The 18,395-nt window shown below is 46.0% G+C and carries 16 protein-coding genes; 4 read left to right on the plus strand and 12 right to left on the minus strand.

The features are described 5' to 3' along the window. Window positions 1-76: 76 nt before the first annotated feature. A complete protein-coding gene (locus KNP94_RS10665) occupies window positions 77-886 on the plus strand; it encodes an MBL fold metallo-hydrolase (protein ID WP_214770037.1) in 810 nt (269 codons plus the stop codon). A gap of 333 nt (window positions 887-1,219) precedes the next feature. On the opposite strand, the gene argF is transcribed toward KNP94_RS10665, so the two are convergent. The 7 genes from argF to argC are packed head-to-tail and all read right to left on the minus strand — an operon-like array spanning window position 1,220 to window position 10,366. Beyond that, on the minus strand, window positions 1,220-2,152 hold the full coding sequence (gene argF / locus KNP94_RS10670) for an ornithine carbamoyltransferase (RefSeq protein WP_214805443.1): 933 nt from the start codon (window positions 2,150-2,152) through the stop codon (window positions 1,220-1,222). Then, window positions 2,149-5,184, minus strand: coding sequence for a carbamoyl-phosphate synthase (glutamine-hydrolyzing) large subunit (gene carB / locus KNP94_RS10675; protein ID WP_215115629.1), 3,036 nt, complete (start codon window positions 5,182-5,184; stop codon window positions 2,149-2,151). The genes argF and carB overlap by 4 nt, the downstream gene beginning before the upstream one ends. Further along, window positions 5,174-6,226 (minus strand): carbamoyl phosphate synthase small subunit, encoded by a 1,053-nt coding sequence (locus KNP94_RS10680; protein WP_214770044.1) that lies wholly within the window; start codon window positions 6,224-6,226, stop codon window positions 5,174-5,176. The genes carB and KNP94_RS10680 overlap by 11 nt, the downstream gene beginning before the upstream one ends. Next, the gene (locus KNP94_RS10685) at window positions 6,223-7,368 is read right to left on the minus strand and encodes an acetylornithine transaminase (RefSeq protein WP_214805439.1); all 1,146 of its coding nucleotides are present in this window, start codon (window positions 7,366-7,368) and stop codon (window positions 6,223-6,225) included. The genes KNP94_RS10680 and KNP94_RS10685 overlap by 4 nt, the downstream gene beginning before the upstream one ends. Beyond that, on the minus strand, window positions 7,334-8,107 hold the full coding sequence (argB, locus tag KNP94_RS10690; RefSeq protein WP_214805437.1) for an acetylglutamate kinase: 774 nt from the start codon (window positions 8,105-8,107) through the stop codon (window positions 7,334-7,336). The genes KNP94_RS10685 and argB overlap by 35 nt, the downstream gene beginning before the upstream one ends. Then, window positions 8,104-9,321: a bifunctional glutamate N-acetyltransferase/amino-acid acetyltransferase ArgJ gene (gene argJ, locus KNP94_RS10695; protein ID WP_215115630.1), complete on the minus strand. Its 1,218-nt coding sequence runs from the start codon at window positions 9,319-9,321 to the stop codon at window positions 8,104-8,106. The genes argB and argJ overlap by 4 nt, the downstream gene beginning before the upstream one ends. 13 nt (window positions 9,322-9,334) lie before the next feature. Then, on the minus strand, window positions 9,335-10,366 hold the full coding sequence (argC, locus tag KNP94_RS10700) for an N-acetyl-gamma-glutamyl-phosphate reductase (RefSeq protein ID WP_088836367.1): 1,032 nt from the start codon (window positions 10,364-10,366) through the stop codon (window positions 9,335-9,337). 872 nt (window positions 10,367-11,238) lie between these two features. Between argC and nhaC the strand changes: the two genes are divergently transcribed. After that, on the plus strand, window positions 11,239-12,612 hold the full coding sequence (gene nhaC, locus KNP94_RS10705) for a Na+/H+ antiporter NhaC (protein WP_215115631.1): 1,374 nt from the start codon (window positions 11,239-11,241) through the stop codon (window positions 12,610-12,612). A 242-nt stretch (window positions 12,613-12,854) separates the two neighbouring features. Continuing rightward, complete coding sequence (locus KNP94_RS10710) at window positions 12,855-13,064, plus strand: DUF3006 domain-containing protein (RefSeq protein WP_029332693.1); 210 nt, start codon at window positions 12,855-12,857, stop codon at window positions 13,062-13,064. A 92-nt stretch (window positions 13,065-13,156) separates the two neighbouring features. Here KNP94_RS10710 and KNP94_RS10715 read toward each other — a convergent pair whose 3' ends face one another. From KNP94_RS10715 to nfsA, 5 genes are all read right to left on the minus strand, one after another. After that, window positions 13,157-13,612, minus strand: a complete 456-nt coding sequence (locus tag KNP94_RS10715; RefSeq protein ID WP_088836365.1) for a hypothetical protein — start codon at window positions 13,610-13,612, stop codon at window positions 13,157-13,159. 4 nt (window positions 13,613-13,616) lie between these two features. Continuing rightward, window positions 13,617-14,162 (minus strand): TlpA family protein disulfide reductase, encoded by a 546-nt coding sequence (locus KNP94_RS10720; RefSeq protein ID WP_088836364.1) that lies wholly within the window; start codon window positions 14,160-14,162, stop codon window positions 13,617-13,619. A 123-nt stretch (window positions 14,163-14,285) separates the two neighbouring features. Continuing rightward, complete coding sequence (locus KNP94_RS10725; RefSeq protein ID WP_029332690.1) at window positions 14,286-14,996, minus strand: NAD(P)H-binding protein; 711 nt, start codon at window positions 14,994-14,996, stop codon at window positions 14,286-14,288. 338 nt (window positions 14,997-15,334) lie between these two features. Further along, window positions 15,335-16,570 (minus strand): LCP family protein, encoded by a 1,236-nt coding sequence (locus tag KNP94_RS10730; protein WP_214766688.1) that lies wholly within the window; start codon window positions 16,568-16,570, stop codon window positions 15,335-15,337. 15 nt (window positions 16,571-16,585) lie between these two features. After that, a complete protein-coding gene (nfsA, locus tag KNP94_RS10735) occupies window positions 16,586-17,332 on the minus strand; it encodes an oxygen-insensitive NADPH nitroreductase (RefSeq protein ID WP_214805431.1) in 747 nt (248 codons plus the stop codon). A gap of 140 nt (window positions 17,333-17,472) precedes the next feature. Here nfsA and KNP94_RS10740 point away from each other — a divergent pair, with 140 nt between their 5' ends. Continuing rightward, entirely contained in the window at window positions 17,473-18,384 is a 912-nt protein-coding gene (locus KNP94_RS10740) for a hypothetical protein (protein ID WP_214805429.1), read from the plus strand. The last annotated feature ends 11 nt before the right edge of the window (window positions 18,385-18,395 follow it).

Here is an 18,395-nt window from a genome sequence, read left to right on the forward strand (position 1 = left end):
AGCCGTCTTTTTTGTTGTCTTCTAGGGTAATTCCTCATCGTTTCAGGGTATAGTTCGATATAAAAGGAGGGATTTCATGATCCAGATGAAGATGCCGGGCGTGACCGTCTATCAAAGTACATTGATGAAAACAACTTCAACCTTGATTGAAACGCCGGATTGCTTGATTGTCGTCGACCCCGGCTGGTTGCCGGATGAAATTGCGACGATTCGCCGAGATGTTGAAATCATCCGCCATGAACGTCCGCTCTATATCGTTTACACCCATGCTCACTTTGATCATATTTTAGGAGCTTATGCTTTTAAAGACGCCATCGCGGTTGCATCGCGTCGGTTCATCGAAACTGACACACAAGTCGCTTTAGAAGAAGTTCAAAATTTTAATGATGAATACTATATCGATTCTCCTGTCCTCTTTCCGGAGATCACGCATATCATTGAAGAATCGGAAACAACACTCACCATCGGATCGACTAAACTTATTTTCTTTTTGACGCCGGGGCATGAAGAAACACACCTATCCTTCGTCGTCATGCCAATGAATTTACTCATTTGTGGGGATTATGCGTCAGATGTTGAAATCCCCTTGATTGAACATGACTCGACGGAATATTTAACGACGCTCGAACTACTTGAATCGTTCATTTATGAATACGAGGTGAAATTGCTCGTACCAGGTCACGGACATATCTGTGATGTGCGGACGGATATGATTGAACGTCTACATCATAGTTATGATTATATTCTCGGCCTCCGTGCCGGAAAAGAGTCGGAATGGTCTGCATCTTGGCAACGAACTCCCTTCATGCATCGCCTCCATGAAAAAAATAAACGACAGGTCAATAAAGAGCATGAAGCCCGTCTCGCACGACGGCAGTTCGATTAATTCCCTTCGTTTCTTTCACCGGAAAAGGGGGACTGAATCATGCGGCAGTCCGATATCGATTTTCACAACGGACGTTTCCGTCCTACATCAACCAAATGGCCGATACTCCCTTTTCTCATGGGATCATCGGCCATTTCAATGCATATTCTTTTCAATCATGGCGTCCGCTTATTTAGGACACGGAGCTCATCTCTTGTAGAAAGGATAAGGAAACACTCGCTTCACGCAACTTCTACAGGAAAAGGGCAAGAGGGCACCTCCCCTGAGAAAAGCGCATGAAAGAATGATTCCTTTTTGATTTTATTTTTCAAGCAACAAACCAACGTCTGTCACTTACTTGCCCAGCAGCTCAATCATCAGTGCTTTTTGAGCATGAAGACGGTTTTCTGCTTGATCGAACACAACGGAGTGCGTCCCATCGATGACATCAGCCGTCACCTCTTCCCCACGGTGTGCCGGCAAACAATGTAAGAAGATGACTTCATCTGCTGCCTCGCGAAGCAAAGATAGGTTCACTTGATAGCCTGCAAAGGCATTCAGGCGCTCAATCGACTCTGACTCCTGCCCCATGCTCGTAAACACATCACTGTAAATGACTTCTGAACCTTTTACAGCTGCTACGGGATCCGTAAAGAGCTGGATTGTTCCACCTGTCGCCTTCGCGATTTCTATCGCCTGTGCAACGATTTTTTCGTTCGGCGCATACGCATCCGGACTACAAATACGTACTTCCATCCCACTCAGTGCTCCACCGAGCAATAAGGAGTGTGCCATATTGTTTCCGTCACCGATATACGTCAAAATCTTGCCTTGACGAGAACCTAAGTGTTCTTCAATCGTCAGCAAATCTGCAAGTACTTGGCACGGATGATGTAGATCCGTCAGGCCGTTAATGATAGGAATCGTTCCATGCGTAGCAAGCGTTTCGACCGTCTCATGGGCAAACGTCCGAATCATCAATGCATCTACGTAACGACTCATGACTTTGATCGTATCGCTTAACGGTTCTCCGCGTCCGATTTGCATGTCAGCACCACTTAGGACGACCGGGTATCCGCCTAGTTCGACGACACCGACTTCAAATGATATCCGCGTCCGTGTCGATGCTTTTTCGAATAAGAGCGCAACCTTTTTTCCCGCCAGTGCCGTTTGATAGTCGCTTGGGGATTGTTTGACTGCTTTTGCAAGCTCAAGTAGCTCTGTTAAACTTTCAGCCGTCAATTCTTCCAGCGTCAACATATGTTGTAACTTGTGCTTCGTCTTCATCCTTTCATCCACTCCTTTTGCTTGATCATCCATTCGCTTAACGGCTTGACTGGAATCGATGCACAATCACGAACCGTTTCGTAATATTCGGCTAGATGTTGCTCAGTAATGACATGAACGCCTTTTGCAAGGGCTTGTTCCCGGAGTCCTTTTTCTTCAGGAATGAAAGAAAAAAAGGCAACACACTCGTCAAACACAGGGAAATCTCCGAGCGGCGTCGCTTGTCCCCATGCTTCTGTCCCGTGACCAGCAATCGTATGCGCAGGTTTGGTCATGTGACGTTTCGTTGTTTCATCGAATAAGAAACGCTCCTTTGCATGACCATTTTCTGTCCACTGTAACGTTTCTCCGGTCGAACGCATGATCGGACCCGTTTTTGGATCGACATGTGTCAGTTTCAACGTCGAGAAGACCGGTGTCTTGACCGCATGGAAAGAGAGTTCCATCCGCTCTGACGGCAATTCGATTTTTTGACCGATTGCTACCTTTACAGCCCATTCAAGTAACGGTTGTCCCGTTACCTTCGCGACGATCGGTAATGTCCGTGACGCGCGAGGATTAATTTCTAGAACATAGATCTGTTGTCCCGTGACGACGAATTGAATATTGAACGCTCCACGGTATGAGAGATGCTGACCGATTTTTTTAGAGATCCGCTCGATTTCATTTTGTAGCTGAGCTGAGGCTGACTTTGGCGGAAGAACCATCGTCGAGTCACCTGAATGAACGCCTGCCGCCTCAATTTGTTCCATAATGATTGGAACGTAACTCGTCGTCCCATCTGAAATACAATCGACTTCAAACTCTTGACCAGCGATGTAAGCATCGAGGAGCACGGGGAATGTCAGCGATGGTAAAAGCGCTTCTAACATCGCGTCGTCGTTTAAAATATGCATCCCTTTCCCGCCAATCACATACGATGGACGAACGATTAAAGGATAACCAAGTGCCATCACAGTTTTCTTCAATGCATCAACTGTCATGACTTCCTCTCCCGGAATATGCTTGATGTCTAATTGATCGAGAAAATCGTAAAACCGGTGGCGGTCTTCCATCGCATCAATCGTGTCTGAGGTCGTGCCTAATAACTGATACCCACGTGCTTCGAGATCGGCTGCTAAGCTGATTGCCGTCTGTCCGCCGAACTGAACAAGGACATCTTGGCATTGTTCTGCTTCTAAGACATGAACGACATCCTCAATCGTCAACGGCTCAACGTAGAGGCGATCTGCCACTTCGAAATCCGTCGAAACGGTTTCCGGATTGTTGTTAATCATGATGGTTTCGTACCCGGCACGTTGTAAAGCGCGGACCGCATGGACGGAGCAGTAATCGAATTCAATGCCTTGTCCGATTCGAATCGGACCCGCTCCGATGACTGCGACCTTTTGTTGATTCGATGGTTGTACTTCAGTTCGCCCAGACCAACTTCCGTAGTAATAAGGAGTCGTACTGACGAATTCTGCTGCGCACGTGTCAATCATTTGGAAGGCGGGAGTAATGTCATGCGCTATCCGCAGTTCGTGGACATCTTCCGCTGCCACACCTGTGATGTCGGCAATCTGCTGATCGGTAAAACCGTGCCGTTTCGCTTGTTGAATGGAAACAGGTTTCGTCAGGTCGAGCGAGTCGCGTATCGTCAGCAACCGAGCAAACAGTTCTAAAAAGAGCGGTTGGATACTTGTCTGTGCCGCTAGTTCGTCCTGCGTCGTCGCCTGACGATCGAGCAAGGCGAGCATCGCCAACAACCGTAAATCGGTTGGAGTCGTGATTTCTTTCCACAACTGCTCACTCGTCGCCTCACGCATCCACGATGGATAGAGTGGTGCCTGTTCGACCCCTGCACCACGCCATGCTTTTTGCAGTGCTTCTTCTAACGTTTTCCCCATTGCCATACTTTCACCGGTCGCCTTCATCTGTGTTCCGAGCGCACGGTCACACCCTGAAAATAAATCAAATGGGAAACATGGTACTTTCGCCGTAATATAATCGAGTGCCGGCTCAAAACTCGCCATCGTCTCTTTCGTCACAGGGTTGATGCAGTCATCCAAGCGTTCACCGAGCGCAAGACGTGTCGCTAGTTTTGCAATCGGATACCCTGTTGCCTTCGAGGCCAAGGCGGAAGAACGACTGACACGCGGGTTGACTTCGATGACGAAATACCGGTGCTCTGTCGGATGAATCGCGAATTGGATATTGCAACCACCGATCACACCGAGTGCGGAAACGATGCGACGTGCCTCGGTCCGAAGAAGTTGATTCATTCGATCAGAAATTGATTGGATTGGAGCAAAGACAACCGAGTCACCCGTGTGGACACCGACTGGGTCGATGTTTTCCATGTTACAAACGATAATCGTCGTATCGTATGCATCACGCATCACTTCATATTCCACTTCCTTGTAACCTGCGATACTGACTTCGACCAAACACTGGGAAATCGGACTTGCTTGCAGACCGTTCATCGCAAGCGTACGTGCTTCTTCCTTCGTCGTCGCGATTCCACCACCGGTTCCCCCTAATGTGAATGCAGGACGGATGACAAGGGGTACACCGTGGTCCTCCATGAAATTCTCCAGTTCCTCAATCGTTTCAATCGTTTGACTATCCGGGAGTGGTTGATGTAATTCAATCATCCGTTGTTTGAAACGTTCACGATCCTCTCCGTCCCGAATCGTTTCGAGCGATGTTCCGAGCAGCGAAACACCATATTGCTCGAGGATGCCCGCTTCATCCAGCGTGAGCGACAGGTTCAAAGCTGTCTGTCCTCCAACGGTCGCAAGTAAATGCGTCGGGCGTTCTCGTTCGATGATTTCTGTCGCCTTTTCGAGTGTCATCGCTTCGATATATACTTGATCCGCCGTCGACGGATCCGTCATGATCGTAGCCGGATTCGAATTCATGAGAATGACCTCGCAGCCCGCTTCCCGAAGTGTTTGACATGCTTGCGTTCCGGAGTAATCAAATTCCGCCGCCTGACCAATGACGATTGGTCCCGATCCAATGACCATGACTTTTTTGTTATCCAACATGGGCTACCTCCTGTGATAAAACCGAGGCGACGAATTGATCAAACACGACCATTGCTTCTGTCGGTCCCGGATTTGCTTCTGGGTGAAACTGCACCGTCATGATTGGTTGCGATGGATGAATCAATCCTTCAATCGAACCATCGTTAATATGTTCGTATGCCGTAACTAGCTCTGACGCCGCAACACTCTCTGCCTCAACGACGTACCCATGATTCTGCGAGGTCATGAAAACACGACCGGAAGCAAGGTGACGGACGGGGTGGTTTGCCCCCCGGTGCCCGTGATGTTGTTTCGTGATTTGGCAGCCGAAGGCTTTCGCGATGATTTGATGCCCCATACAAATGCCGAGCGTCGGATAATCCATCGCGAGCTGTTTAATTTCTAAGAGAAATGGTTCAAGTTGATCCGGATTTCCAGGACCATTCGAGAACAACAGCCCGTCCGGTTGCAATCTTTTGATGGCGGACGCTTCTGTATCGAATGGAACAACTGTCACGCGCATACCCCGTGCCAGTAAAGCTTCAATCATCGATTTTTTGACGCCATAATCCAGACAAACGATATGTCCATCAGCATTCTCGAGTTCATATGTTTTCATCGTTTTGACGGAGACGGATGCGATTCCTGTCTGATGGCGTTTCTCGTGTAGAGCGTCTGCCTCAATACTTCCCATTTGATCGCCAGATGATCGAAGTTGATGGACAAGCGCCCGTGTATCGACTCCTGTCAGAACAGGTATATCCGCTTCTGCTAACCAGTCGGCAAAATCCGTTCGTGCTCCGTTTTGTGCGAGCGTTTGAACAATGACACCCGCGACTTGAATCTGATTACTTTCTGCTTCATCATGGGCGATTCCGTATTGCCCAATTAGCGGATACGTGAAAACAAGGATTTGTCCACGGTAAGAGGGGTCCGTCAATACTTCTTGATAACCGGTCATACCGGTGAAAAAGACGACTTCTCCTTTAGCGGATGATGTACCGACCAGCTCTCCTGAATACGTTGTCCCATTTGCAAGCGTTAATGTACCTATCCCGTTCATACCATGACCTCCTGTTGGCAGACTTGTTTTATTTTTTCTAGCGCAAGATCTAGTTCCTGTCGTGTCACAAATAGAGACGGTAATAAACGAACTACGTGTGGTCCGGCACTGACGACGAGCATCCCTACTTGTTGAAGCGCTTGGACAATTCCAGCGACCGGTCGTTCGAATTCAATTCCAATCATCAAACCACGTCCTCGAACACTATGCAGACTTGTTTCAGGCAACTCTGCTGCGAGTCTTCTCATCAAGTAATTTCCTTTCTCCTGCACCTCTTGTAAAAGCTCGTTTGTTAAGAGAAGGTCGAGTGTCGCTTCCGCTGCTGTCATTGCTAGCGGGTTCCCGCCAAATGTTGAGCCGTGTGTCCCCGGTGTAAATATGGTTGCCGCTTCCGCAGTCGTGATGATCGCTCCAACCGGAAAACCGCTTCCGAGCCCTTTCGCGACTGTAATGATATCTGGTTTTAGTGGCGTCTGTTCAAAAGCGAAACGTGATCCAGTTCGCCCAATCCCCGTTTGGACCTCATCGACGACGATTTTGACGCCATACGCTTTTGTCCGTTTCATTAACGCCTCCAACCAAGCATCGTCCGCGACGATGACACCACCTTCACCTTGTATGATTTCAAGCCAAACGGCGCCCGTTTTTTCCGTGATGGCATCTAAACTACTTAAGTCGTTGAACACGAGGTGTTTAAAGTCCGCTACCATTTCACCGAACCCTTCTTTGACTTTTTCTTGACCTGTTGCTCCCATCATCGCGAATGTCCGCCCGTGGAACGATTGGCTGAATGACAAGATTTCTGTTTTTTGCGTCCATTTGCGAATTAATTTAAACGCACCTTCATTCGCTTCTGTTCCGCTGTTACAGAAGAAAGCATGACTCAAGTGACTGTTCTCCGTCAGTAGCGTCGCGACACGTTCCTGTTTACTGCTTTCAAATAAATTTGACGTATGCCAAAGCTGACCAAGTTGTTCTTTGAGGCGTTGCTCTACGTAAGGATGCCGATGTCCCGTGTTGCAAACGGCAATCCCCATCATAAAATCAAGATACGTGATGCCTTGCGTATCTTTGACGAACGATCCCGTCCCTTCGACTAATTCGATATTATGACGTTGATAAGTTGGTAGTAATGCGCTCATCTGTTTCCTCCTTGACGCGAGTCCCCTGACTCGTCACGTATTTCCCGGACCGAATCCGAACGTCTGGAATCCCTTGTTTTGATGCTTCAATCACCGCTTCTACTTTCGGAATCATGCCACCATGAATCTCATTTGTCTTTATGCCGCCTTCCAACATTTCTCGCGTGACGACTGCTTGATAAGCACCATCTAACCGGACTCCTTCGACATCCGTCAATAGCTCAAACGCATCGACATCGAGTGCGTTTGCGACGGCAATCGCACATGTATCGCCATTGCTATTAAGCGCACCGGACGGACCGGTAATCAGCGACGTCACGACCGGAATATAGCCTGCGCCGAGTAGCGTTTCAAATAAGGTTTTATCTACGAAGCGAATATCACCAACTGCCCCTAACCCTTGTCGTTGCTCTCCGCCAATGCTTGCACCGTCAATCCCCGTCAATCCGACTGCAGGTAGGTCTGATCGATTGAGTTGATAAACGATTTTTGACTGAACCTCGCCCCCGAGGACACGTTCTGCCCCGAGTAAGACCTCCTCGGTCGTCACACGGACGCCTTCCCGGAAGACGGATTCGATTTCTAAGGTTTCACAATAAGCTGATAAAGCGGGGCCGCCACCATGCAAGATGATTAAATCGTGACCAGCATCGCACCAGTCTTTCCATTCTTTAAAATAACGGGAATCGAGTTGTTCAAAAATACTCCCACCGAGTTTGATCAGTTTTCGTTGTTTCATGTTCGGTAACTCGCATTGATTTTGATATAGTCGTACGTCAAATCACATCCGAAGGCACGTCCGACGGCCGACCCACTATTTAAATCGATTTCAATCGCTACCGTATCCGCCGCAAGTTCATTTGAAGCAATTGTCTCATCGAACAAAATCGGCATACTCTGTCGTAAGACCCACTGTGAACCAATCCGAATATCAATTTTCGAGACATCAATCGGTTCATCGATGCTTCCGATTGCTGCTACAATTCGTCCCCAGTTCGCGTCTTCTCCGAAAATCGCGGTTTTAACGAGCGAAGAACCAACGATTTGTTTGGCGATTTTTCGTGCCAATCGTTCTTCGTCCGTTCCTTGAACCGTTACTTCAATCAACTTCGTTGCGCCCTCTCCGTCTCGTGCAATGAGCTTCGCAAGTTCTTGACAGACATGCGTGACCGCCTGCTCAAACTGCTCCGCTTCTTGCGTATCAAGCATGATTGTCGGCGTTTTTGCCGCACCACTCGCTAACATCATGACCATGTCATTGGTTGAACTATCACCATCGACCGTAATGCAATTGAACGTCCGGTCGATTGAGCGTTTTAATATCGTTTGCAGGACGTTTGGTTCGACGGTCGCATCGGTCGTTAAAAATCCGAGCATCGTCGCCATGTTTGGATGAATCATTCCTGACCCCTTCGCAACACCGCAAATCGAAACTTCACTTCCATTCATCAAAAATTGATACCCGGCCGTTTTGATACCTGTGTCAGTCGTTAAAATCGCATGGGCAAAAGCATCCGCTTCTTCTTCCGCCTCACTCGCCACCAGTTGATCGACTCCAGCTACTAACGTGTCGATCGCCAACGTTTGACCAATGATTCCGGTCGATGCGATTGCGACTTGTTCCGGTTTAATCTGTAAGTGATTCGCGATTGCGTATTGCGACGTATAGGCATGGGTCAAACCTAATTCACCGGTGCAGGCGTTAGCATTCCCGCTATTGACTAAAATGGCATGAATACGCCCCTCTGAGGCTTCCATCGCTTGTTTTGTCACTATAATCGGTGCTGCTTGCATTTGATTTGTCGTATAGACAGCCGCCGCACTCGCTCCTCCTTCACATACCAACAAGCCTAAATCTTTCCGTTTTCGTTTGAGTCCAACATGTATACCTGTCGCCTTAAAGCCTTTTGGTGTCGTCAGCGTCAACGGTGACACGGTTTGTAAGTTCAACACGTTCGTTCCTCCTTTAAATGAATAATGGTTGCTGGGTCAAACCGAGTGCTTCCTCATATCCGCACATCAAGTTCGCATTTTGAATCGCTTGCCCGACTGCACCCTTTTGCATGTTATCAATGACTGAAACGACTGTCAGATGTCCTGTTCTCGCGTCAGCGTATATCGTCAAATCACAGTAGTTACTGCCGACGACCGATTTAATTTCCGGATCATTTCCGTTAATTCGGACGAAGGGTTCGTTCTCGTAAAATGCATGGAGCCACTCACGCCATTGCGTTTCCGATTTATTGATGCGTGGAGTCAATGTCATCGTCGCCATGATTCCGCGATTGATTGGAATTAAATGTGTCGCGAACGAAACGATGGCGTCTTGCCCCGTCACGGTTTGAATGACCGATTCGATTTCGGGGATGTGCTGATGGCGATTCATCTTATACAGACGCATGTTTTCATTCGATCGCACATGATGTGTCTGTTCGCTAAAGGATTTCCCGGCTCCCGATAACCCTGAACTGGCATGAATGATAATCGGCACCGGCTCGATGACCTGTTCTTTTAAAAATGGTAGGAGACCCAGGAGTACGGCCGTCGCATAACACCCTGGATTGGCAATCAAACGACTCGTTTTTATCGCTTCACGGTTCCATTCTGATAGTCCGTATGTTGCTGTTGCTTGAATCATTGGCTCGACCGCTGGTTTTTCGTACCAATGTTCATATGATATTTGGTCGAGACGTAAATCGCCGCTCAAATCGATGACTTTCCCTTTCCAATCTCTCAGCTGCTCTAAGTACTGTTTTGAAATTCCGCTTGGAGTCGCCAAAAAAATGAGTTCCGTTCCAACCTCCTCTAAATGGGAAAGTGAGAACTCCTGTAAGAGGGAATAGTTTTTTTTATTCATGAATGTGTATATTTCCGTAATCGATTCAGTTGCCTTCGAATCACTCACGAGAGAGACGATTTCTAAATGGGGATGTTGCTCAATCATTCGTATCAATTCGACTGCTGTATATCCCGTCGCACCTATGATTGTACATTTCATGTCGGATACTCCTTCGTTAATAATGATAAACTGATTTAAACATATGTATATTTATACTGTCAAATGTATTTTTATTAATTTATAAACAAAAAAAAGACTTTGACCGATGACACCTTTCAGTAAGATGTAACTGGTCAAAGTCTTTTTAGTTCATGTTTCTCATCTTTTTTCAGCACGTTGTGCGACGAGATGATCGATTCCAAAAACGCTTGCCCCCATCAAAGCAATAACAACAACAAAAATCGCTGTAAACATATGTATCCTCCTCTTGTTCACAAAATCGACATCACTACTTTCTTATTGTGCAAGATTTTTTATAAAAAAGAAAGCGTTTACGACAAAAAATCGTCACATTTTTTTGTATTCCTGGTTATATTTCTAAATAAAACTCAGGATGTAGACAAACTCTTATGAAAAGCAAAAATTCTACACGGAAATGCTGTCCGTTCACGCTTCCTTGCCTCACCTCGTCTTCAAAGCTGCCGGGGATCGCGGAAAGTTGCTTTCGCAATTTAAAGCGATTCAAGACCGAGCGCGCTCTAAAACGGCTGTACGGTTTGCCTTTCCCTGTGCTACGGCCTAAAAAGCGTCGCTTTTCCGTTGATTCCTACGGGAAAAAGTACGTTTTTAACACGACCTGCCAGATGTAGACAAGACCCTGCTTGTTGTCCGTAGGGTCAGCCTTGCCCTCGCCTGAGGAAAGCAACGAAAAAGGGAAAAGCTTTTTTCACCCCATGTTACTTTGTCTACATGCTGTAAAACTTTCTTAGTTGACGCAGTCAGGAATCTTCGATAAGATTGCATTTGTTCATTACTTTCACACATAAAAGCAAACAAGCATAAACGTAACAAAGATATAAGGAGGTGGAAGCATGCGCATGTCCTTTCGTGAATCCGCAGCTATCCTAGGAATTAGTATCATTATCTTATTGTCCGCATTATTCGGTGCACAGGCCGAACCACATCTCGCTATACTCGCCAGTCTTATTTTTGTTGTAGGGTATGCCGTGTATCGCCGCTTCCCTTTCAGTCAACTTGAAGAACATATGATTAACGGTATTCGAGAAGCGATTAAACCGATTTTAATCATGTTACTCGTCGGCATGACAATCGCCGTCTGGATGATGAATGGTGCCGTTCCAACCTTGCTCCATTATGGCTTGTCGACATTATCTGCGACCTGGTTCGCGCCAACCGCTTTAATCATCGCGATGATCGTTTCGACCTTTACAGGCAGTTCATTTACTACAATTGGTACGGTCGGTGTCGCCTTGATGGGAATCGCCGTCGTCCTTGGTGTCAATCCCGCCCTTGCTGCAGGTGCAATCATAAGCGGTGCTTGTTTTGGAGATAAAATGTCTCCTTTATCGGATACGACGAATTTCGCACCAGGTATCGTCAACGTCTCTGTTTTTGATCATATTCGTTTTATGATGGGAACAACAATCCCCGCTATCGCGATCACATTTGTTCTCTTCCTTATTTTTGGACGAGGTGAAGGATCAATTGATTCAGAAGCGATTGGAGCAACACAACAAGCACTCGACAGCCTTTTCCGCTTATCTCCTTGGACATTGCTTTCTCCGCTTCTCGTGATGGTGCTCGCTATTCGGAAGATGCCAGTCATTCCAACATTGATTGCAGGCGTTTTAAGCGGATTATTACTCACAGGTCTCGTTCAAGGAAATTGGAACATCGCGCAATGGATGTCTGTCATCCAAAATGGTCTCAAGCTCGAAACAACGAATGAAACGGTTGCGAGCATCATTAGTAAAGGTGGCATCCAATCAATGATGTGGTCCGTCTCCCTCGTCATGCTCGCGTTAGCGTTCGGCGGTGTTTTACGTGGTATCGGAGTCATCGATGTCATTATCGAAAAAACCGTTTCGAAACTGCAACGTGACGGGAGTATCATCTCGTCTGCTGCACTTGCTGCAATCGGCGTTAACTTCATGGCAGGTGAACAATACTTGTCTATTTTATTACCGGGACAAGCCTTCAAGAAAATTTTTGAAGAACGGTCAATTGACCCACGGTTTTTATCCCGTGCGCTTGAAGATGGCGGCACACTTGTTAATCCTTTGATTCCTTGGGGTGTATCCGGGGCATTCTTTGCCTCGACACTCGGTGTGCCCGTCACATCGTATGTGCCATTTGCCTTTTTCTTAATTTTATCTCCCCTCTTCACTTTCATCTTCGCCTTTACACGACCGACAAAAAAACAAGTCACGAAGAGTGTCGCGTGACGTAAATCTATTATCAGTAAGGCATACCATTCATAAGTCGAATGGTATGCCTCTTTTTTCTCACTTCTATATGTGAAAGAGGGATATTCAAGCGATTCTCGACTAATTTAGATAAATAAGTGTAAAGATAAAACGAAGTGGGAATATACCAAACATAAGATTAAAATTACAGAGAACTAGAGAGAGATACTGCAACCCTTTTAAAATGGTTGCCTTCGATGTAATTGTAGGAGGAGTCCAATATGATCAAACGTGGTACGCTTGAACGGCTTGATGGTAAATATGCTGTTCTTCTCTGGGAGAACGGTTCAAGTTTTATCCCTCGCCGCTATTTACCGACTGAGGCACGATTAGGTGACACAATACTTTTTGATGGTACAACGTATTCAATTGATGCATCGAGTACATCCCAATCGTCCTTTCAGACGTTTTCCTTTCGGCAAATGGGTTGATGATAATTAAAAAGCCATTTAGACAATGAATTGACTACTTGAGCGTCCTTGCCCACGTCAGTCTTTCCATCTTCTAAATGGCTTTTTCGCGTTTAATCATTCCTTACGTACAAGGATTGATGCCTACATTCGGGACACTTCGCTTGGTGCAAATCGTCAATCGAAATTCGATGTAGTACTGTCTCATCTCGTTCACAGCGATGAATCGGTTCGATGATAGCTGAAGGAATGAAGAGTGCACACCAAAAGCGTGTTGAAATCGTATCGCAACAGGGACACTGAAACAAATCGTATTGATGCGGGACCCACCCGCCTTCAATTGCATCGATATGTGCATGATAGTTCTTAATTAACATCGCCCGGTTTTGATCATCGATGTGCGCTCGGCTAATGAGTGGTTCCTGATAAGGCGGCACGAATAAAAAAGGCAATGCTGTTCTGTACTGTTCTAGTCCATAGGTTAGCATCGAAGGGAATTCCCCCCATTCCTCCCGCTGACCGATTTCAGCGACGATGTGATAAGAACAGTCGCGGCAGTGAATCTCCATTCCCTCATCCTCCCTTTTTCCCTACCATCTCTTTTAGCATACTTGATGTAACAGGACCAATGTGTTTTGCGACGATGACTCCATCCGTATCAATGACGTAAGTCGCCGGCATCGCGACTAATCGATAAGCATTTTCTGATTGGCCCTGCGTATCATAGAGCACCCCGTAATCAACAGGAGTCTCTTTCAGAAAATCGGCTACATCTGAAACCTTTCGTTCGGATGTCGTCACGTTGATGCCATAGACGGGCACGTCCACCGCTTTAGAAAAAGCGTTCAGTTCAGGTATTTCTTGTTTACATGGTGGACACCAGGTCGCCCAAAAATTGATTACGATCAATCGATTCGTCAAATCAGATAGTTCCACCATTTTTCCATCCTGTTCCAGCTTGAGATTTGGTGCCTTCATTCCAATCTCTAATCCGCCTTGCGCTTGTTGCGTCGCTTGAGTAAATTCTTTAATCTGTTGTGCTTTATAGGCGTCATAGCTTTTATATGCAATCCCACTAATCGCTAACCCGACAATCACGTATAGTAAATATTTTTTCAACTGCTGTCCACTCCCTCTTTCTATTAGTGTAGCAGAATCAGCCTCTGAATCTATGAAAAACGAGCATACCCTTCCATTTTCCCCGGAAGTGATATGCTCGTTTATATACATCCTTTTTTACTGTCAGTTATAGCGAGGAAGTTGTTGTTTAACCCGACGATTGTCTTTAATGCTTTCAAACGATTCGTCTCCACCAAGCGCTTCATTTAGTGACGTTTTTCCTTGTTTCACCTCTAAACGTCGATTGAAAAGTGCCCGATTATCGACCGATGCCGCCAAAATCGACGCGACATCAATTTCAGAAATCGTTGCATCTTTTACATCTTTTAAATCCTCATCGGCTTCGATTAGTCCAAGACCTTCTCCGTCAACGATGTTGACCGGACAAATGATTGTATACGTCAAACCACTATGCTCAATTTGCTCTTCTGCCGCATTTTTTGCGGCATAGAATGGATAGACTTCTTTTTTAAATTGATTTGGTCGATCAGCGCCATAGGCACTGAGGAGGACAAAATGACGGACACGTGCCTTTTTCGCAGCATCAATCGTTTTTAAAGCAACCGTTCGATCGAGCAACTCAATTTCAGTCGCTTCACCATCGACACCCGCGGTCGCTGCACAAATCACAGCATTTTGACCTGCCACCCCGAGATCAATGACCTTTTCAAGCTCAGTTTCAATGTCGACGTAATGTGCTTTGACACCGAGTTTTTCGAAGCGATCGACGAGATGCTTATGTCGAACGATGACAGTGACTTGATGACCTTTCGCAAGCGACTTGACGACGCGAGCTCCGATTGTACCTGATGCACCTACAACTAATACATTCATATGCTAGGTCCCTCCTCAATAAGCTAGTCACCTCTATTGAACTACTCATACTTATGCAGATAAGAGCTTCCTTCATCGCTTACTCCTGTTAAAAATATCAAAAAGCAATCAAGAATTCTCATCATCCCGACGATTAGGTGTTCGGATTTCGGTACGTCGTCTTTTAAGCCGCCTACTCAAAGATATGTTCATTCCGGCCAAAGAAGCATGAATATTGAAGATATGGACAGGTCTTCAGCTATGATATCTTCCGTTCTCAAAAGCGCAACTGCGTACATCAATTTATACCCGCAATAGGGAGAAGGAAACCTTTCAAAAAGGAACCTATTTTTTTAATGTCAGTCATTCGCCAGTACACCGTAAAACGTCGTCTGTAATTTTTCTCTCAATTGTGTCAGGGCTTTTTCATCCGGGAAATCATAGAAAATGCCATTCAATCGATCACTGACAACGTCAATTTCAAGATATTCTCGCTCAGACATCAATGCCAGGGCTAAGCCTGCTGTCGCCATTTGACGGTAACTGATGTCTAAACTCATCTCCTCTTTCATATAAGCATGTGCTGATGAAATTTTAGTCCAGCCTGTCGGCTTCAACAGATGCGTCGCTACAGCTTGAATGACTTCTGACTGACGATTGGCTCGTGCCCCATCATTGTCTGTTTTTCGGTGACGAGAATAGGCAAGAGCCATCGCTCCATCCATATGGTATTCCTTTCCTTTTTGAAACGCATATTGATTCGCTTTTCCGCTAGCGTCTTGCTCCGAGAATGTTCCTGTCGAAACAAGATCAATCCCGCCGATTTGATCAACTAAACCAATGAAACTATCGAAAGAGATAACGATTTTGCTATCGATGTCTACATCAAGTAGTTCACTGACGGCGTTTTGCGTACACGATTCCCCACCGAACGCAAAAGCATGCGTGATTTTATCTTTTTTCCCATCCTCACAACTGATGGGTGTATACGTATCACGTGGAATCGACGTTAACTGAATCGTCCGTGATAACGGTACGAATTGCATGACGGATAGTGAATCAGACCGTGAACCTCGTAGCGATTCTCCGGGTCTTGCGTCGCTTCCGATCAATAAAAAGGTAAACGGCTGTGAGGCAAACAGGATAAAGCCAATCAATAGAACTAAGAGCAGCCCAAATATTTTTGTTTTGAAGCGACGTTTCTTTCTCTCAACAGGTTGTTTCTTTAAACCATCCTGCCTCGTCTCACGTGGTACCTTTTCTTCCAAACGTCCATTTTTACGTCGATTCGACCGTGTCCGCTCCGCCATAATCGTTCCGACTTGCTTGGCAGACCTTCTGACTACGGTGAAAAGTCGTCCTCCGATACCAGTCCGTGTTTTTTTCTGCGAGCCCCGGTGATTTTGTTGAACTGAACGCGACGTCAAAGTTGGTCCATCCTCGACGTATCGATGATTCTGCCGTTGTGAGGCGTCAATCCGCATTCGCTGGTCTGCTCGATGCTCAATTGGTGTATGTGTCGAAGTACGTCGCATCTGCTCTTCTTCCTGTCGTTTTCGTTCTAGTCGAGAACGACCTGATTGAAACTCATCCATAATAGTACCTCCGTTTTAGTCTTGCGATAACTGCTTATCTTGTAAGAACTTACGTAGATACGTCCGTTTCGGTTCCTTCATCGAGGCAGCCATTTGATAGACCCATCCCTCAGTTCGTGCGCCATCCGTCCGCTCTCCATAATATGACGAGGTTTCTGCCTCATACTGTTCTAGCAACTCACGCATCTTGTTGTCATTAGTATACGTATTACGATGGAAGATTGCCTCCATCGGAAGACGGGGTTTTTTACCTGACTGTTGATCCGGCAAACCGACTGCAACACCAAATAACGGTACGACGTGACTTGGCAACTCAAGAAGTTCACTCACTTTTCGAGCGTCATTACGAAGTGAACCGATATAAACTGTCCCGTATCCTAATGATTCTGCTGCTACGACAAGGTTCTGTGCGGCAAGTCCTGCATCAACCGCTCCGACAATCAACGCTTCCGTCGTTTCGACTGTGTCAGCGACTGAGCCATTCGCAATCTCTGCTGCCAACATATGTTTATGGTAGTCGATACAGAAGACGAAGAAGTAGCTATTATCTGCTACATAACTTTGTCCACTCGCTACTTCTACGAGTTGCTGTTTTTTTTCTAAATCCTCAATTCCGACAATTGCGTAGGCTTGTTGATAAGAAGACGTCGAAGCAGCCTGGGCAGATTGGATTAATAGTTCAATCGTCTGTTCGTCGAGTTGATGTTCCTTAAATTTCCGGATCGAGCGGTGGTTTAATAAATGTTCAATCGTTTCATTCATCTGAATCTCTCCCTTAAATTAATCTTTCCCTTTAAAAATAGGCAATGATTGTGTAAAAGAGCAAATGAAAGATGTTCGTTTTATGAAAAAATCGGGAAATGAATAATGAAGTGCTGTGTTTTTGTCGAAGGAGGGCGATCATGAGAATTCGAAAATTACGTCTTTTACTGGAGCAATATGGCGATACTACCCTTCGCGACATTATCGTAGAGATCTATCGCCAACTTCCTAAACAAACAATTGAAGATAAAGAATTAGATTTGATGCTGTCGCAATTCGCAAAATATAAAGGTCTAAAAAAAGAACAAGAACAACCGACAATCGAACAAACCATCGAGCAAACTGAACAATTCATTCAACTCGCTTACGATGGTGAGTATTTAGAACCAAGTACAATCGTTTCCGTACGCGAACAAAAAAACTGGTACGTCACAGCAAAACGATTATTAAAACACCTGCGACATTATGTTGGTCGAAAGAACGGAACGCGTGTTGCTTTCGAAGAATTCTTTTTTTTACTGTCTTCCGCCGCTGGTGAAGAACCTCTTTTCCTGAGTAACGACCCCTTCCGACTGATTAAAGTCTCTCAAGTTGAGCTCTTCCAAGAACTCGTTGGTTACTACAAGCTCGACACATCCGATAATGCGTGGATGAAGCGCGCCATCTACACGGCGTTAAAGGTACCGATCGACGTCGACACAGAACGCAGTGACCTTTTCCTTGCCGTTCTCGAGCATTGTGAAACGCGACAAGAGCGTGAGTCTTACCTGTCGTTATTGAACATGCATGCGAAAAAGCTTCAAATGAACGTTCGCATCGATGCAGACCAGCTCATCCTCTATCAAGAGATTCGCTTCGCAGAACTTCATGCCCTGATTGCTTTACGTGAACTAGAACGAGCCGAAACGATGCTTTTCACAGAATATATTCCTTATTTTTCACACCGTTCGACTCCATTTCGCTATTATCTCGACTTGCTGGAACAGGCGGGTCTAGATGAAGAACATGATCGGATTGAACGCGTTGGCCGAACCAAACATATTCATTTTTAAATACAAAAAAA

Origin of the sequence: Exiguobacterium sp. s80 (assembly GCF_018618725.1) — a bacterium.
Lineage (GTDB): Bacteria > Bacillota > Bacilli > Exiguobacteriales > Exiguobacteriaceae > Exiguobacterium_A > Exiguobacterium_A oxidotolerans.